This window comes from bacterium (assembly GCA_035691305.1).
Taxonomy (GTDB): domain Bacteria; phylum Sysuimicrobiota; class Sysuimicrobiia; order Sysuimicrobiales; family Segetimicrobiaceae; genus DASSJF01.
Genome location: DASSJF010000027.1, coordinates 1 through 16,230, shown reverse-complemented (window position 1 = coordinate 16,230; position 16,230 = coordinate 1). Strand labels below are relative to the sequence as shown.

The 16,230-nt window shown below is 72.3% G+C and carries 18 protein-coding genes; all 18 read left to right on the top strand.

Translation table 11 applies throughout. The features are described 5' to 3' along the window. The first annotated feature begins 2 nt into the window (after nucleotides 1–2). The 18 genes from VFL28_04670 (at nucleotide 3) to VFL28_04585 (ending at nucleotide 16,061) form a co-directional block, all read left to right on the top strand. Nucleotides 3–911 carry a hydroxymethylglutaryl-CoA lyase gene (locus VFL28_04670; GenBank protein ID HET7263940.1) on the top strand — a complete coding sequence of 303 codons (909 nt, stop codon included), beginning with the start codon at nucleotides 3–5 and terminating at the stop codon, nucleotides 909–911. Nucleotides 912–1,016: 105 nt separating this feature from the next. Then, nucleotides 1,017–1,604 (top strand): helix-turn-helix domain-containing protein, encoded by a 588-nt coding sequence (locus VFL28_04665; GenBank protein HET7263939.1) that lies wholly within the window; start codon nucleotides 1,017–1,019, stop codon nucleotides 1,602–1,604. Beyond that, on the top strand, nucleotides 1,605–2,786 hold the full coding sequence (locus tag VFL28_04660; protein ID HET7263938.1) for a glycosyltransferase: 1,182 nt from the start codon (nucleotides 1,605–1,607) through the stop codon (nucleotides 2,784–2,786). Then, nucleotides 2,777–6,412, top strand: a complete 3,636-nt coding sequence (smc, locus tag VFL28_04655; GenBank protein ID HET7263937.1) for a chromosome segregation protein SMC — start codon at nucleotides 2,777–2,779, stop codon at nucleotides 6,410–6,412. Before VFL28_04660 ends, smc begins: the two co-directional genes overlap by 10 nt. Nucleotides 6,413–6,432: 20 nt before the next feature. After that, entirely contained in the window at nucleotides 6,433–7,356 is a 924-nt protein-coding gene (gene ftsY / locus VFL28_04650; GenBank protein ID HET7263936.1) for a signal recognition particle-docking protein FtsY, read from the top strand. Nucleotides 7,357–7,520: 164 nt separating this feature from the next. Next, on the top strand, nucleotides 7,521–8,849 hold the full coding sequence (locus VFL28_04645) for a serine hydrolase (GenBank protein ID HET7263935.1): 1,329 nt from the start codon (nucleotides 7,521–7,523) through the stop codon (nucleotides 8,847–8,849). A gap of 48 nt (nucleotides 8,850–8,897) precedes the next feature. Next, the gene (locus tag VFL28_04640; protein ID HET7263934.1) at nucleotides 8,898–9,305 is read left to right on the top strand and encodes a sigma factor-like helix-turn-helix DNA-binding protein; all 408 of its coding nucleotides are present in this window, start codon (nucleotides 8,898–8,900) and stop codon (nucleotides 9,303–9,305) included. After that, on the top strand, nucleotides 9,305–10,006 hold the full coding sequence (locus tag VFL28_04635) for a class I SAM-dependent methyltransferase (protein ID HET7263933.1): 702 nt from the start codon (nucleotides 9,305–9,307) through the stop codon (nucleotides 10,004–10,006). Before VFL28_04640 ends, VFL28_04635 begins: the two co-directional genes overlap by 1 nt. After that, complete coding sequence (gene ffh / locus VFL28_04630; GenBank protein ID HET7263932.1) at nucleotides 9,987–11,348, top strand: signal recognition particle protein; 1,362 nt, start codon at nucleotides 9,987–9,989, stop codon at nucleotides 11,346–11,348. The genes VFL28_04635 and ffh overlap by 20 nt, the downstream gene beginning before the upstream one ends. 40 nt (nucleotides 11,349–11,388) lie before the next feature. After that, a complete protein-coding gene (gene rpsP / locus VFL28_04625; protein HET7263931.1) occupies nucleotides 11,389–11,667 on the top strand; it encodes a 30S ribosomal protein S16 in 279 nt (92 codons plus the stop codon). Then, entirely contained in the window at nucleotides 11,664–11,897 is a 234-nt protein-coding gene (locus tag VFL28_04620) for a KH domain-containing protein (GenBank protein HET7263930.1), read from the top strand. The genes rpsP and VFL28_04620 overlap by 4 nt, the downstream gene beginning before the upstream one ends. A 101-nt stretch (nucleotides 11,898–11,998) precedes the next feature. Continuing rightward, complete coding sequence (locus VFL28_04615) at nucleotides 11,999–12,460, top strand: YlqD family protein (protein ID HET7263929.1); 462 nt, start codon at nucleotides 11,999–12,001, stop codon at nucleotides 12,458–12,460. A gap of 40 nt (nucleotides 12,461–12,500) precedes the next feature. Then, entirely contained in the window at nucleotides 12,501–12,989 is a 489-nt protein-coding gene (gene rimM / locus VFL28_04610; GenBank protein HET7263928.1) for a ribosome maturation factor RimM, read from the top strand. Next, a complete protein-coding gene (trmD, locus tag VFL28_04605; GenBank protein ID HET7263927.1) occupies nucleotides 12,989–13,756 on the top strand; it encodes a tRNA (guanosine(37)-N1)-methyltransferase TrmD in 768 nt (255 codons plus the stop codon). The genes rimM and trmD overlap by 1 nt, the downstream gene beginning before the upstream one ends. 119 nt (nucleotides 13,757–13,875) lie before the next feature. Then, the gene (rplS, locus tag VFL28_04600; protein HET7263926.1) at nucleotides 13,876–14,217 is read left to right on the top strand and encodes a 50S ribosomal protein L19; all 342 of its coding nucleotides are present in this window, start codon (nucleotides 13,876–13,878) and stop codon (nucleotides 14,215–14,217) included. 2 nt (nucleotides 14,218–14,219) lie between these two features. Then, nucleotides 14,220–14,828: a signal peptidase I gene (lepB, locus tag VFL28_04595; protein ID HET7263925.1), complete on the top strand. Its 609-nt coding sequence runs from the start codon at nucleotides 14,220–14,222 to the stop codon at nucleotides 14,826–14,828. A gap of 36 nt (nucleotides 14,829–14,864) precedes the next feature. After that, complete coding sequence (locus VFL28_04590; protein HET7263924.1) at nucleotides 14,865–15,674, top strand: ribonuclease HII; 810 nt, start codon at nucleotides 14,865–14,867, stop codon at nucleotides 15,672–15,674. Between the two features lie 12 nt (nucleotides 15,675–15,686). Beyond that, complete coding sequence (locus VFL28_04585; protein HET7263923.1) at nucleotides 15,687–16,061, top strand: YraN family protein; 375 nt, start codon at nucleotides 15,687–15,689, stop codon at nucleotides 16,059–16,061. The last annotated feature ends 169 nt before the right edge of the window (nucleotides 16,062–16,230 follow it).

Sequence of the window (16,230 nt, the reverse complement as noted above, 5' to 3'; positions counted from 1 at the left end):
CCGTGAACGTCCCCCCGTCCGTGACGCTCGTCGAGGTGGGACCGCGCGACGGGTTCCAACTCGTCGGCCGCCTAATCCCGACCGAGATCAAGCTCCGCGTGGTTCGCGCGCTCTACGACGCCGGGGTGCGCGACATGGAAGTGACGTCCTTCGTTTCTCCGAAAGCGGTGCCGCAGTTTGCCGATGCCGAGGACGTCGCGCGCGAGGCGCTGCGCCTGCCGGGGTTGCGGGCATCGGCGCTCGTTCCGAATCTGCGCGGCCTCGAGCGGGCGCTCGCGGCCGGGATCCGGTCGGTGACGGTCGTCATCGGCGCCACGGACGCGTTCAACTCTGCGAACGTGCGCATGACGGTGGGTCAGTCGCTCGAGCAGCTCGCCGCGATCGCGGCCGCCGCCCGCGATGTCCCGGGGGCGGAGGTGGAGGCCGGCATAGCGGTCGCGTTCGGCTGTCCCTACAGCGGGCCCGTTCCGCTCCGGGCGGTGGAGGCGATCGTCGACCGCGCGACGGCGCTCGGGATCACGTCCGTCAGCCTCGGCGACACGATCGGGGTCGGCACGCCGGCCCAGGTCGCGGGCGCCGCGGCGCGCGTGGTGCGGGCCTATCCTGGCGTCCACCTCGCACTGCACCTGCACGACACGCGCGGCATGGGGCTCGCGAACGTGCTGGCCGGCATGGACGCCGGCGTGACGACCTTCGACGCCGCGATCGGAGGCTTGGGGGGGTGTCCGTTCGCCCCGGGCGCGACCGGCAACATCGCGACGGACGACACCAACTTCATGCTGCGCGGCATGGGGGTCGCGACCGGCATCGACCAGGAAGGCCTGCTGGCCTGCGGCCGCCTCATCGCGGAGACCGTCACCCGGGACCTGCCGAGCCACGCCTTTCGCGTGGCCCTCGGACGGGGCGGCTAACGGACGACAAACCCGCGTGCGCCCGCAGGATTTTTCGTTCGTCCCTCGAACCTACCCCTCGACATTTACGCAGAATAACCTACGCAGCATACATCGGAGCATACAATGGCGCAGACGTTGCGGGACTGGTACCGCTACCTCGAACGTCAGATGCATGTTTCCCTACCTGAACCGACCGTATCCGCCGGCCCCTTGCCCAACGGCACCGTCGTGTCCTCGAACGCGGTCGTGCCGCTGACACGGGCCCGGCCGAACGGCGGCGGCCGCGCCGTCGTCGCGGCGCCGGCGAACGGTGTACCGGCAAACTCGCCGGCGACGGTGAAATCACCGCCGGTGCCCGGGGCCGCCCTCGAAGCCAAGGCGCGCGCGGAGGCGGTCCGCCGGACCCTCGGCGCCGGGCCGGACCAGCACGCCCTGCCGATGGAGCTCGGACCGCGGGCCAGGGGCCGCGGAGGCCGCCGGCCGATCACCGAGAGTCGTGAAGAGATCATCCGCCGGCTCCTCGATCCCGAGCTGAGTCTGCACGAGGCGGCCGCGGTGCTGAACCTCAGTAAGGCGACGGTCCGCCGGTACACGGATCAGGGCAAGCTGATGTGCCTGCGCACCGGGGGCGGCCAGCGGCGGTTCCGGCTGTCGGCACTGCTCGGGTTCCTCGACATCCAGTCGCAGGCGCGCGGCGAACCGGCCGGCTAAGTGCACGTCGGGCTGTTCACCGATTCCTATCTTCCGCGGACGAGCGGCGTCGTCACGGCGGTGGAAACCTCGGCCCGCCAGCTGCGGCGCCGGGGACATCGGGTGTCCATCGTGGCGCCTTCGTATCCCGGCCACGCCGACGCGGATCCCGACGTGTTGCGGGTTCCGTCGGTCACGCCGCCGGGGCACCCCGATTTTCCGCTCGCGCTGCCGTATCCTGGCCGGACGATGCGCGCCGTGCGCGCGCTGGGCCTCGACCTTGTCCACACACACTCACCGTTTCTGCTCGGCGGTATGGGGTGGTGGGCGGCGCGCACGCTCCGCCGGCCGGTGCTCTTCACCTACCACACGCGGTATGACGAGTACGCGCACTACGCCCCGGTTGTGGGCGACCTCGCGCGGCCTCTCGTGAGTGCCTATGCCACCGCCTACTGCAACCAGTGCGACTGCGTGCTGGTGCCGCTGCCGTCGATCGCGTCGCTGCTGCGCGAAGCCGGCGTGCGCGTGCGGATCGCGGTGGTGCCGAGCACCGGCATCGACGTCGCCGCCTTCGCGGCCGCCGGGCCCGGGGCTGACGCGCGCGCCGCGGTCCGCAGCCGCTTTGGAATCCCGCCTCGGGCGCCGCTCCTAGTATTTGTCGGGCGGCTGGCGCGTGAGAAGAACGTCGGGCTGCTCCTCTCGTCGCTGGCGGCGCTGCCGTCCGACACCCGGTTGCTGCTCGTCGGCGACGGGCCCGAACGCGCCGCGCTCGAGGCGCAGGCCGGGCACGCGGGCCTCGCCCGGCGCACGGTCTTCGCGGGGACCCAGCCCCCGGCGGTCGTCGCGGAGGCGTTGGCCGCGGCCGACCTCTTCGTCTTTCCGTCGGCGACCGAGACGTTCGGCATCGCGATGATCGAGGCGATGGCCGCGGGCTGCGCCGTGGTCGCGGTCCGCGCGCCCGCATCGTCCGACCTGGTGCGGGACGGCGAGACGGGCCGCCTCGTCGCCGCCGACCCCACGACGTTCGCCGAGGCCGTACGCGATCTGCTCGCGCAGCCCGGGCGGCGCAGCGCGATGGGCGGGGCCGCCCGCGCGGCCGCGGCCGACTACGATGAGACGCGGGTCACCGACCGGCTGCTGATCGTCTACCAGGACCTGCTGACGCACCACAGCGTCGCCGGGGGAGGCCTTACGTGCGCCTGAAGCGCCTCGAACTCACGGGGTTCAAGACCTTCGCGGATCGCACGGCGCTCGAGTTCTCGACGCGCCTGACCGCGATCGTCGGGCCGAACGGCAGCGGGAAGAGCAACATCTTCGACAGCATCCGCTGGGCTCTCGGCGAGGGCAGCCTGCGCGCGCTGCGGGGGGTCCGCAACGAAGACGTGATCTTCGCCGGAAGCGAACGCCGCCGGCCGCTGGCGATGGCCGACGTGACGCTCGTGCTCGACAACACGGACAGCACGCTCATGATGCCGCTCGACGGGGACGGCGACGATGCGCACGCCGCGCCGACGCCGCTCGCGTTCGCCGAGGTGACGGTGACCCGGCGCGCGATGCGCGCCGCGGACAGTCGGTACTTCATCAACACGCTCCCGTGCCGGCTGCGCGACATCCAGACGATGTTCCTCGGCACCGGGCTCGGCGGGCACACGTACGCGCTCGTGACGCAGGGCGAGGTAGACCGGATGCTCGACGCCACGCCGGAAGAGCGCCGGATGATTCTTGAGGAAGCCGCGGGCCTGGCCAAGTTCAAACGCCGCCGGCACGAGGCGGAGCGCCGGATGGCCGCGGCGGACCAGCTGCTGCTGCGCGTCGCGGACATTCTCGCCGAGCAGGACGCGCGGGTCGCCACCCTCGCCGAACAGGCGGAGGCCGCGCGGCAGTACCAAGCCTACACGCAGGAGCTGCGCGGGCTCGAGCTGGCCGTCCAGGTCGAGGAAGTCCGGCGCCTCGCCCGCGCGCAGAAACGTATTCAAGAGTCGCTGGCACAGATCGCGGCGAAGCGGCGGGACGTCGAGCAATCCCTCGCCGCGCTCGCCCGGGAGCGGGCGGCGCTCGACGGCCGGGCCGCCGATGCCGGGCGCGGGTGGGACGAGGCGCAGCGGTCGCTCGTGCGGCTCACCGAACGGCGGGCGACCGAAGAGTCCGCCGTGCAGCTGCTTGCCGAGCGGGGCCGCGGCGCCGCCGCGCAGCGGGCGCGTCTCAATACGGAGATCGCGCGCGAGGGCGCCGAGGCCGCGCGGTTGGCCGGCGAGCGCGACGGCCTCGCCGCGGAGGACGGGGTGCTTGCCGCCGACGCGGAGCGCCGCCGCGGCGATGTGGCCGCGGCCGAGGTCGCGCTCCGCCGTCTCGAGGAGACGGCGGCCCGCGACGAAGCCCGCGCCGCGCAGGCCCGTGACGAAGCCCGCGCCGTTATCGACGAGCGGACCCGCGCGCAGACCGACCTGGCGACCGCGGAGGCGCGCGTCGCCGCCTTTCTCGACCGTGCCGCGGCGATCGCCGGCCGGCTGCAATACCTGAACGCGCAGGCCGCCGAGCTCGCGGCGCGGCGGGAGGCGCACGCCGCGGATCTCGCCCGGATCACGGCCGCGCTCGAAGCGCGCCGGACCACGCTGCGGACGCTCCGCGACGAGCGTGCGGAGGGCGAAGCCCGGCGCGACGAGCTGCTCGCCGCCGGGCGTCGGATCGAGGTGGAGCGCGAGGCGCTGCGCTCGCGCCTGGCGTTTCTCGAGGAGGCGCATGCGCAGTTCCGCGGCTACGACGCGGGCGCGCGGGACCTGCTGCTCGCGCGCCGCCGGGAGCCCGAACGGTTCGCGGCGCTCCGCGCCGCGGTCGCCGAGGTGATTCGCGCACCGCGGGAGATCCGTTCGGCGGTCGAGGCGGCGCTCGGCGCGGCCGCGTCGGCTCTCATCGTGGACACGCTCGCCGACGCGCACGGGCTCCGCCGGGCGCTCGGCGAGGAGGCGGGGGAGATCGCGTTCCTGCCGCTCGCCCTCGTGCGGTCTGTCGCGGCGCCGCCGCTGCCGCAGGGCGCCGCCGCCGACCCCGGATTCGGCGGCCGCCTCTCCGATCTGGTTGAGATCGAGGGTGAGCACGCCGGCGCGGTGCGCGGGCTCCTCGGCGACGCGGTGCTGGCGCGCGACCTCGACGCCGCGATGCGCATCCGGGCCGCGGGCTTCGCCGGCCGCATCGTCACCGTCGAGGGCGCCGCGGTCTCGCCGCTCGGAGTCGTCACCACCGGCCGCCGCTCGTCCGGACAGTCGGGCACCGTCGGCCGGGCGGACGAGATCGCCGAAGCGCGCGCCGCGCTGGAGCGTTTGGACGCCGCCGTGCGGGACTTCGCCTCGCGGGTCGACGCGGCCACCGGGCGTCTGCGGCAGACGGAGGCGGCCGTGGCCGAGGCCGACGCCGGCATCACGTCGGAGGCCGACCGGCGCAGCGAGGCCGACCGGCGCCTCGTTCTGCTCGACGCCGAACGCGGGCGGATCGAGGACGAGTTGTCGGCGCTCGCCGCGGAGGCGCGGGCCGCCGAGGATGCGGTTCGCGCGCAGGAGCAGGTTCGCGATCGGGTCGCGGCGGAGACGGCCGTGCTCGAACAGCGGATCGCGGGACTGGAAGGCGAGGCCGCGACGCTGACCGCCAGACTGCGCGACCACGCCGCCGCCGCGCGGGCCGCGGGAGAATCCCTGACGGACGCCCGGCTGGCTATTACGGAGCTGGAAGGGCGCCGGGCGGGCCTCAGGGCGCGCGCCGCCGAGGCGGAGCGGAGCCTCGCCGCGGCCGAGGAGCGGCGACGCGCGCTGGAACTGGAAGGCACCGGCTTGGACGCCGAAGCCGCGGCCCTCGCCGCGGAGGAGGCCGCCGCCCGGGAACGCCGCGCCGCCCTGATCGAGGAGGGCCGGCGCCTCGACGCCTCGCTCGCGGCGCTCGACGAGGAACGCGCCGCGGTGGCCGCGCGCCGGGCCGAGGTGGAACAACAGCACGCCGAGGCGGCGGGGCGCGCCGACACGCTCGCCGAGGACGCGCACCGCGTGGAGCTCCGGCAGGCGCAGGTCGACGCGGAGATGAACGGCGTCCGGCGCCGGATCGAGGAAGAGTTCGGGCTGCCGTTCGACCGCGCGGAGGCCGAGGCGCCGGCGTCGATCGAGCGGGACGAGACGCTCGGGCGCATCGAGGCGCTGCGCGGCCTGATCGGCGCGCTCGGCCCGGTCAACCTGATCGCGATCGAGGAGCACCGCGCCGCGGCGGCGCGCGCCGACGCGCTGCGCGAGCAGTACGGCGACGTCGCCGGCGCGCTCGACGCGCTGCGCGGCCTGATCACGGATCTCGAAACGGTGATCCGCGAGCGGTTCGACGAGACTTACCGGGCCGTCAACGAGGAGTTCAGCGGCCTGTTCGTGCGCCTCTTCGGCGGCGGCAGCGCCGGCCTGGACCTCGTGGCGGTGGACGGCAGCGACGAGCCCGGCATCGACATCGTCGTACAGCCGCCGGGGAAGAACCTCCGCAGCCTGAGCGCGCTGAGCGGCGGCGAGCGCGTGATGGTGTCGCTCGCGCTGATCTTCGCCATGCTCCGCGTCCGGCCGAGTCCGTTCTGCGTCTTCGACGAGGTCGAGGCCGCCCTCGACGAGGCGAACACGCGCAAGGTGGCGCAGGTGCTGCGCGAGCTCTCGGAGCAGACCCAGATCATCATCATCACGCACAACAAGGCAACGATGGAGTCGTGCGACGTGCTGTTCGGCGTGACAATGGAGGAGCCGGGCGTGTCGCACATCGTCTCGGTCCGGTTGGAGGAGGCCGAGCGGCTGGAACAGCAGCAGCCGGTGGGTTGACCGGCGGGGACAATGTGATCATGGCGGGAAGCGGGTGGCTCGGCCGGTTCCGCGAGGGCCTGGCGAAGACACGCCGGGCCCTCGCCGTGCAACTCGACGGCCTGCTCGGCCGCGAGATCGACGAATCGTTCTACGAGGACCTGGAAGAGGCGCTGCTCACGGCGGATCTGGGCGTCCAGGCGACCGAGGCGGTGGTCGTGCGCCTGCGGGCCCGCGCGCGCTCGGGCGAACTGGGCGGGGCGGCCCGCACTCCCGAGGGACTGCGCCGGGCGCTCGCGGAGGTGCTGCTCGCCGCTCTGGGCGAACCCGCGCCGCTTCGGCTCGAGCCGCGGCCGGCGGCGGTCGTCGTCCTCGGCGTGAACGGTGCCGGCAAGACGACGACGATCGGCAAGATCGCGCACCGCCTCCGCGCCGACGGCCGCCGCGTCATCGTGGCCGCCGCGGACACCTTCCGCGCCGCCGCCATCGACCAGCTGGCGGTGTGGACGGACCGCGCGGGTGCGGAGCTCGTCCGGCACGCGGAGGGGTCCGACCCGGCGGCCGTGGTCTACGACGCGGCGCAGGCCGCGCGCGCCCGTCATGCCGACGTCCTCATCGTCGATACCGCGGGCCGCCTCCACACCAAAACGAACCTCATGGAAGAGCTCAAAAAGCTCGACCGCGTGCTGCGCCGCGAGCTGCCCGAGGCGCCGGTCGAATCACTCCTCGTGCTCGACGCGACGACGGGACAGAACGGCATCGCGCAGGCCCGGCGGTTCGCGGCGGCGCTGCCGCTGACCGGGGTCGTGCTGACGAAACTGGACGGCACCGCGCGCGGCGGGATCGCCGTCGCGATTGCGGACGAGCTCAAGATGCCGGTGCGGCTCGTCGGATTCGGCGAGGGAATGGACGATCTGCAGCCGTTCGATCCGAAAGCATTCGTGGAGGCGCTGCTGGCATCGTAGATCCGTGTACGCGCCGGACGCCGGACACTTCAAGCCGTCCGGTGCCCGGAGGGGGTGCGGCCGGCGGTAGTGTACTGTTTCGGTTGATGAGCTCGCGCCCCGCGCGATCGCCCCGGTCGAGGGATTCCGCGTCCGGCCGCCCCGACGGCTGGCTCCGTGATGCTGTGGCGATCATCGACGCATGGCTGGGGTATCAGCGCGTTCGACGCCGGATCCCGGGACTGAGCGTCGGTGTCGTCCACGGGGACGCGCCGGTTTTCGCGCGCGGCTACGGCTACGCGGACGAGGCGGCCCGCCGGCGCGCGAGCGAAACGACCGGCTACCGCATCGCCTCGATCTCGAAAACGTTCACCGCCACGGCGGTGATGCAGTTGGCGGAGCGCGGCGCCGTGCGGCTCGACGAGCGGGTGGAGCGCTACGTGCCCTGGATCCGCTCCGGAAACGGACCGGCGGCGCCCTTTACGGTCCGCCAGCTCATGTCCCACACGGCGGGCGTCGAGCGGGACGGCACACCGCACTGGGTGACCGATCGGTTCCCGACGCGGGACGAACTCCGGACCCGCGCGCGGAACGGACTCGCCGTCCTGGCCCCGCTCGAGCGCTGGAAGTATTCCAACGTGGGCTACGCGGTGCTCGGCGAGGTTGTCGCCGCGGCGAGCGGACAGGCCTTCGACGACTACGTCCGCGCGCACATCGTCGCGCCGCTTGGTCTGCGCCAAACGGGTTTCGCGATCACGCCCGGGGTGTTGAAGACGCTCGCCGCCGGCTATGGGAGAGAATATCCCGGCCGCCGCCGCGAGACGTTCGCCAACCCCGACGCCAACGCGTTTCGGCCGGCGGCCGGACTCGTGTCGACGGCCGCGGATCTGTGCGCCTACATGTCGGCACACTTTCCGGGCAGCGGCCGGCTGCTCGCGGATCTCAGCAAGCGGGAGATGCAGCAGCCGCAGGGCCTGCCCACGGACGACGGGCAGTACGGCCTGGGGTTTGCGATCTGGCCGCTCGACGGCGCCTCCATCGTCGGCCACGGCGGCGGGTTTCAGGGATTCTCCACGGCCATCGGCATGGACATGGACCGCCGCATCGGTGTGACGGTGCTGACCAACGTCATCGACATGCACGGGAAGCCGTTGCTGCTCGGCGCCTTTCACACGATCCACCAGTGTCTCAAGCGGATCGAACGACGGCCGGGCCGGCCGTCCCGCCGGACGGCGCTGCGGCGGTACGTGGGACGGTATACCGCGCGGTGGCTGGACCTCGACGTCGTCCTGATCGGCGACCGTCTCTTCGCCTACCGGCCCGACAACGAGCGTCCCCTTCAAGACGCGAGCGAGCTCGAGACGATCGGCCCCGACCGTTTCAAGATCGTCGACGGCCCGGGCGGCGGGAACGTCGGCGAGACGGTCGTGTTTGAAACAGACCGCGCGGGCGCCGTGCGCGGTCTGCGGTGGAGCGCGAGCCCGATGCGGCGCGAACGGAGCGTCCTGGCGTAGCAGCCCGCTCGTCCCGCCGCCGTCTGTGGTATACTTGCGTCAAGGATTATGCCTTTACAGAAGATGTTGTCCGCTCCGCGTGCCGCGGGACGCGCCCGCAGCCTCGCCGACCGCACCGCGGTGATCCGGCTGTTCGACGCCTACGCCGGTCTCCTGACGGTGCGACAGCAGAGGCTCGTCCGGATGTACTACCACGAGGATCTGTCGCTCGGCGAGATCGCGGGACGTCTCCGCGTCAGCCGGCAGGCGGTATTCGACGGCCTGCGCCGGGCGGTGCGCGAGATGCGGCATCTCGAAGAGCGGCTGCGGGTCCTCGCGCGCGACGGCCGCGCGCGCCACGACGGCGTCGCGGGCCGGCTCGAGGCGGTCGAGCGGGCCGCCGCGCGCCTCACCGCGGCGGGTGCGGAGACCGGGCCGCTCATGCGCGCGCTGCGGGCGCTGCGCGAGGTGATGTAATGGCGCCGCCCGGCGGGACCGGGACCGGCCGGCGGGAAGCGCCGGCGTCGCACTACTTCACGCCCTCGCCGCCGGCGCCGATACGCGAGCGTACGATCCGTTTCGGGGACGGGGACCGGGAGTTCCGGTTTCGGACCGCGGCCGGTGTCTTTTCGCGCGGGGGGGTCGACCGCGGCACGCGGCTCCTGCTGGACGCGGTGGATCCGCGCGGCGCCCGAACGATCCTCGATCTCGGGTGCGGCTACGGGGCGCTCGGGATCGTGATGGCGGCGCGTGCGCCGCGGGCACGGGTTCGGCTCGTCGACATCAATCCGCGCGCGACGGCGCTGGCGCAGGCGAACATCCGCGACAACCGTCTCGCCAACGCGGAGGCGCGTACGGGCGACGGCTGCGCGCCGGTCGACGACGACCGGTTCGACCTGATTCTCTTGAACCCGCCGATCCGGGCCGGCCGCGCGGCGGTGCGGCGACTCCTCGAAGAGGCCCACGCGCACCTCGCGCCGGGCGGCCGCTTCTACCTCGTCGCGCGCACCAGCCAGGGCGCGCGGACGCTCGCGCGCTGCATGGGCGAGGTGTTCGGGCGCGTGCACGAGGTGGAGCGCGGCGGAGGGTTTCGCGTCTACGAGGGCTCCGACTCCACCGGGGTCGATGTGACCTCCGGCGACGATCACGGCGCGGGTGGTGTCGCAGACGATGTTTGAGCAGTTGCAGACCAGACTCGGCGGGCTTCTGAACCGCCTCCGCGGCCGCGGTGCGCTCTCCGAAGGGGATGTCGACCAGGCGCTGCGCGAGATCCGGCTCGTGCTGCTCGAGGCGGACGTCAATGTGAAAGTCGCGCGGGACTTCGTCGCGCGCGTGCGCGAGGCGGCCGTCGGCGAGCAGGTCTGGAAGAGCCTGACGCCGGGCCAGCAGGTCGTGCAGATCGTGCACGCCGAACTCGCCCGGCTGCTCGGCGGCGCCCACCGTGGGCTGGTCCCGGCGCCGCAACCGCCGACCGTGATCCTGCTGGCGGGTCTGCACGGCACGGGCAAGACCACCACGGCCGGCAAGCTCGCCCTGCACCTCAAAAAGCGGGGACGCACGCCCGTGCTCGCGGCGGCCGACCTATCGCGCCCGGCGGCGGTGCGCCAGCTGGAGATCGTGGGCCAGCGCGCGGGCGTCGCCGTCGTCTCCCCGGCGGCGGGCGAGGACGCCGTCGCGGCGGCGAAGCGCGCGCTCGATGTGTGCCGCGACAGTCTCGCCGACACGCTCATCGTCGACAGCGCCGGCCGCCTGCACGTCGACGACGAGCTCGTCGCGGAGCTCGTACGGCTTCGGACGACGGTCGCGCCGCACTACACGCTGCTCGTGCTCGATGCGATGGCGGGACAGGACGCGGTGCGGATGGCGGAAGGCTTCCACCGGGCGGTGCCGCTCGACGGCGTGATTCTCACCAAGCTCGACGGCGACGCGCGCGGCGGCGCCGCGCTCTCGGTGGTGGCCGCTCTCGGGGTGCCGATCTTCTTCGTCGGCACGGGCGAGCGGCTCGAGGCGCTCGAACCGTTTCATCCGGACCGGATGGCCTCGCGCATCCTGGGCATGGGCGACGTGCTGACCCTAATCGAAAAGGCGCAGGAGCAGGTGACCGCGGACGAGGCGCGCGAGATGGAGCGCAAGCTGCGCCGCGCCGAATTCACGCTGGAAGACTTTACGAAGCAGCTGCGACAGGTCCGCGCAATGGGCCCGATCGACCAGATCATGGCGATGATCCCGGGCTTCAACGCGAAGCGCGCCGGGCTGTCGGGCGGCGCGGAGTTCGACGAGCGCGCCCTCGGGCGCATCGAGGCGATGATCAACTCGATGACGCCCGGGGAGCGTCGGCACCCCGAGGTGATCGACGGCAGCCGGCGGCGCCGCATCGCGCGGGGCAGCGGCGCGTCCGTGCAGGACGTCAACCGCCTGCTGCGCCAGTTCGCGGACGCGAAGAAGATGCTCAAGCAGATCGAGAGCATGGGGAAGCGCGCCGGCAGGCTCGGCAAGCTGCCGACGTCGCTGGAGCCGTGACAAATCACGTGACAAACAAGGATGAGGAGGGAGAGACAGTATGAGCGTCAAGATCCGGCTGACGCGGCGGGGGGCCAAGGGCCAGCCGTTCTACCGGTTGGTGGTCGCGGATTCCCACAGCCCGCGCAGCGGCAAGTATCTCGACAACGTGGGCTACTACAATCCGCGGACCGACCCGTCGACGATGCAGGTGAACACGGAAAAAGTGCTGGCGTGGCTGCGCAAGGGGGCCCGGCCGTCGGATGCCGCCCGCGTCATCCTCGAAAAGACCGGCGTTCTCCGCCAGTGGGAGGAGAGCCGGGCGAAGGCGCCGCGGTGAAGGCCCTCGTCGAGCTGGTGGCGCGGTCGCTCGTCGATCATCCCGACGCCGTCGTCGTAGACGTGGTCGACGGGCCCCAGACGGCCACGATCGAGGTCCGCGTCGCGGCGGACGACGTCGGCAAGCTGATCGGGCGCGGCGGCCGCATCATCAAGGCGATTCGCACGCTGGCGCGCGCCGCGGCGACGGGCAGCGGCAAGCGCGTGAACGTGGAGGTCCTGCGGCCCTAGGGCCGGCAAGAGGCGCGAAGCCGCCGGAGGCCCGGCGGTAAAGGCCGCGGAGGCGGCTGGAGGTCCCCGCGAAGACGGGTGGGGGACGGAGGAGGACGGGCATGCCAACGATTACCGTGCAGCGGCCGATCGTCATCAAGACGATCGTGACCGAGAGTTTCAAGCGGCTCTACATCGCCGACCTCGAGGACGCGATCAAGCGGACCGAGGCGGTGGTCCAGCAGATCGACGTGCAGGCGCGGCGGTTCGACCTCGAGCGGCAGGTCTCGCCGCAGTCCCGCGCCGTCCGGCAGCAGCTCGAGATCGAGCGCGCGCGCCAGGACGCGGCGCGCGCCGAGCTGACGGCGCGGCTGCGCGAGGCCCAGGAGCTCAAACTCAACGACGAGTTCACGCAGGGGACGATCGAGGGCATCGCGGAGCTGTCCGTCGGGGACAACCTCTTCGATAAGATCTCGCGGGCCGAGATCGTCGTGAAGGACGGGATCGTGATGGAAATCCGCGAAGGCGCGCCGGCCGGGACGGCGGCGGCCTCGCCGTCGGGCATCATCACGCCCGGCGGCTAGGAGCGCCGGCCTGCGCCAGACGGGGCGCGATGGGCTCATCGTGGTGGGCGAGGTCACGCGGCCGCACGGCGTGCGCGGCGAGGTGCGCGTGCTGCCGGTTACGGATTTCCCCGAGCGGCTGCTCCGCCTGCGCGAGGTCGTTCTCGTGCAGGGCAGCCGGGTCCGCACCGTCGCGGTCGAAGCCGCGGAGGCGTCCGGCCGGTTTGTCGTCATGAAACTCGCGGGGGTGGAGACCCCCGAGGCGGCAGCCTCGCTCCGCGGCGCGACGATCGAAGTGCCCGCCGCCGACGCGGTGCCGCTGCCGCCGGGACAGTTCTACGTGTTCCAGATCGTCGGCCTGCGCGCGCGCACGCCGTCCGGGGACGTCCTCGGCGAAGTCGTCGACGTGCTGCGGACCGGCAGCAACGACGTCTATGTCGTGCGCGGTCCCGGCGGGGCGGAGACGCTCTTTCCCGCGGTCGAAGGCGTGATCGAGTCCATCGATTTGGAGGCGGGCGAGATCGTGGTGCGGCCGCCGGAGTGGTCCTGATGCGCATCGACGTGGTGACGATCTTTCCGGAGGTGTTTCCGGGTCCGCTCGACGCCGGCGTGCTCGGCCGCGGCCGCGCGCGCGGGCTGCTCGACGTTGCCGTCTGGGACCTCCGGCGGTTTGCCGACGACCGGCATCGGACCGTGGACGAACCGCCCTACGGCGGCGGCGCGGGCATGGTGATGAAGGCGGAGCCGTTCCTGCGCGCCGTCGAGGTGATCCGGCAGGCCGCGGGCGCGCCGGGGCCGGTGCTGCTGACCAGCCCGCAGGGCCGGCCGTTCACGCAGGCCTGGGTCCGCTCACTCGCCGCCGCCCCGCAGCTCACGGTGCTGTGCGGCCGCTACGAGGGCGTCGACGAGCGTGTCGCCGAGATCCTCGGGGCGGAGGAGGTCAGCATCGGCGACTACGTGCTGAGCGGCGGCGAGCTGCCGGCGATGGTGATCGTCGAAGCGGTCGGCCGGCTCGTGCCGGGCGTGGTGGGCGAGGAGGCGTCGGTGCGCGAGGACTCGTTCTCCGACGGCCTGCTCGACTGCCCGCACTACACGCGCCCGGCGGACCTGGAAGGCCACGCGGTGCCGGAGGTGCTGTTGAGCGGGCACCACGAGGAGATTCGTCGCTGGCGGCGCCGGGAGGCGCTGCGGCGCACGCTCGCCCGCCGGCCCGACCTGCTCGAGCGGGCTGCGCTCGACGACGAGGCCCGCGCGCTACTGCGCGACCTGCGGGGGGAGCAGGAACGGGACGCGCGCCGGCGCGGCGGCAGGGGCTGACGTCCGTCGCGCGCGCGTGCTATAATGCGCTGTCACTTTCCTGGGCTCCGGTCCGACCGCCGGATTCGCTTACCTCGTCCGATCCACGGAGGGGCCCGCGCGCGGGGGGCGTTTACGTCATGGAGAGGCTCGTCGCAATCGAACGCCAGCAGATGAAGTCGGCGCTGCCGCCGTTCGCCGCCGGCGATACGGTGCGCGTCCACATGAAGGTCGCCGAAGGCGGGCGGGACCGCCTGCAGGCGTTCGAGGGAACGGTGATCGGCCGCCGGGGCGGCGGGTTGCGCGCCGCGTTCACGGTGCGCCGGATTTCGCACGGCGTCGGCGTCGAGCGGACGTTCCCGCTGCACTCCCCCCGCATCGAGAAGATCGAGATCCTCCGCAAGGGCCGCGTTCGCCGGGCGAAGCTGTTCTATCTCCGGGAAAAGATCGGACGGGAGAGCCGGATCAAGGAGAAGCGCTAGGCGTGGCATCGCTCAGCATCCCCACGATGATTCTGGGGGTGTCGGCTTTACTGGTCGCGTCACGGATCATCGTCAAGCGGGCCTACTCCATTCCGCCCGTCGTCCGGACGTCGATCGTCGAAACGCTGGACGCCTGCATCTTCGCGGCGGTTCTCAGCCTCGTCATCATCACGTTTGTCGTCCAGGCCTTCTACATTCCGTCCGGGTCGATGGAGCCGACGCTCATGATCAACGACCGCATCCTGGTGGCGAAGTTCTTGTACCGCTTCGAGCCGATCCAGCGCGGCGACGTAATCGTGTTCCGGTATCCGCTGAACCCGCAGCGGGACTTCGTCAAGCGCGTGATGGGACTGCCGGGTGATCGGGCGCAGCTCAAAGAAGGCGTTGTCTACATCAGCGGCCAACGTATTTCCGAGAAGGGGTACACGATCAAGCCGGATTTCGGAAACTACGGACCCGTGGCGGTGCCGCAGGGCGAGTACTTCGTCCTCGGCGACAATCGCAACAACAGCGAGGACAGCCGGTTCTTCGGATATGTACCCCGTGCCAACATCATCGGAAAGGCGATCTTCATCTACTGGCCGCCGCAGCGGATCGGATTCGTTCACTGACCGGCCGGCCCTGACCGCACCGCACGGAGACCGTTCGTGCGCGTAGATCTCCGCCGCCTCACGGCGGCCGAGATCCTCGAACTTGTCGATCGCTACCGCATCCCACCGGCGTCTCTGATTCGCGCGCTCGGGCGCGACCGGCGCGCCATGGTCCGCAAACTGGTCGGGCGCGCCCGTCGCGCCGCGGCGGAGGCGCGCGCCGAGGCGGCGCGGCTACGCGCGCTCTACCGCGAGGAGCGCCGGCGGCTGCGGATCGGTCAGGTCGTGGCCGGGATCGACGAGGTCGGCTGCGGCCCGCTTGCCGGCCCCGTCGTCGCGGCCGCGGTCGTGTTGCGGCCGTCGCCGCCGATCCGGGGCCTCAACGACAGCAAACAGCTCCGGCGGGAAGAGCGCGAGGCGCTGATCGCCGAGATTCAGGCATGCGCCGAGGGCATCGGAATCGGCGAGGCATCCGTCGCCGAAATCGACCGCTGGAACATCCTGGGCGCCACGCGCCTGGCGATGCAGCGGGCGGTCACCCAGCTCGCGCCGCCGCCGGGATTTCTGCTGATCGACGGGCGGCACGTGCTGCCGAACGGATTTGCGCAGACCGCGATCGTCAAGGGTGACGCGACCTGCGCGTGCATCGCCGCGGCGTCGGTCGTGGCGAAGGTCGCGCGGGACCGCCTCATGCTGGAGCTCGATCTGCAGTATCCCGAGTACGGGTTCGCGCGCCACAAGGGCTACGCGACCGCGGAGCACCTGGCCGCCCTCGACCGGTACGGCCCTTCGCCGATGCACCGCCGCGCGTTCCTGCCGGAGCGGCAGCTCGCGCTCTTCGAGCTGGAACCCGTTAGCGCGACGTAGCGGAGCGGCGGCGTGGCACCCGGCACCGATCGGCGGACACGAGGCCGCGCCGGCGAAGCCGCGGCGGCGCAGGCGCTTACCGCACGCGGGTACCGCGTCGTGGCCCGCAATCTTCGAGTGGGACGCGGCGAGATCGACCTCGTCTGCGAGCACGGCGGGGACATCGTGTTCGTGGAGGTCAAGGCCCGCCGCGGCGCGGAGTTCGGCACCCCTGCGGAGGCCGTGACGGCGCGGAAGCAGCGGGCGCTGCTCGCCCTGGCGGCGCGTTACCTCGCACGCACGGGCCGCGGCGACCGTACCTGCCGCTTCGACGTCGTGGAGGTGTGGCTGGATCCGGCCGGCCGGCCGGACCGCCTCGAAGTGCTGCGGGACGCGTTTCGAGGCTGAGCAGGACTTTCCGGACCCTCCCAAGAACCAGCACGCTCGAGCGGCACCCCTGAAATTGTAATCGGACCGGACGTCGTCGCAGCATCTCGCCGTCGCAACGAACGCACCACTGGAGGCAGCCGAATGAGCCGCGACCAGCTTGTCACCGCGCTTCAAGCCTGCGGAGCGT